We start from the raw sequence: 541 nt of genomic DNA on the forward strand, positions 1-541 counted from the left end.
GAAAAATAGAGAAAGATAAAATAATTTTAACTTGACTCTGTTTACACTGAAAATAAAATAAAGGGAATAAAGGAAGTAATAAATAATAACTTCTAAAAGAAGGTGCAATTAATTGAGGCGTCAAAAGGTTACCTAGCGGCCCTAAAAATACAAAGGACTTAAATAAGATTTGATGAAAAGATCTTAAATAAATTTTCAACATGAAAAAGCTACAGTCTAGCGTAAATATCCTTAAATCGAACTATATCGTCTTCACCTAGATACTCTCCTACTTGAACCTCAATAAGTTCTAAAGGAATCTTGCCTAGATTTTCAAGCCGATGAATGGCTCCTTTACTCACATAAATACTTTCGTTTTCATGAACTTTTTGTACATGATCCCCTGTAGTTACTTGTGCCGTCCCTTTAATTACTACCCAATGTTCACTTCGATGATAATGCATTTGGAGACTTAAACTTTGGCCAGATTCTACAACAATTCTTTTAACTTTATAACGTTCTCCAGTTTCCAAAATTTTGTAATATCCCCAAGGACGATAAG

General features: G+C 32.3%; 1 protein-coding gene. It reads right to left on the reverse strand.

Annotated features, from left to right (window positions below; all coding sequences use genetic code 11):
- Positions 1–209 precede the first annotated feature (209 nt).
- Positions 210–541 (reverse strand): cupin domain-containing protein (locus tag N2712_08105; GenBank protein MCX8029940.1); only part of this gene is annotated, 332 nt, incomplete at its 5' end.

The sequence above is a fragment of the Brevinematales bacterium genome (assembly GCA_026415355.1).
Classification (GTDB): domain Bacteria; phylum Spirochaetota; class Brevinematia; order DTOW01; family DTOW01; genus SKYB106.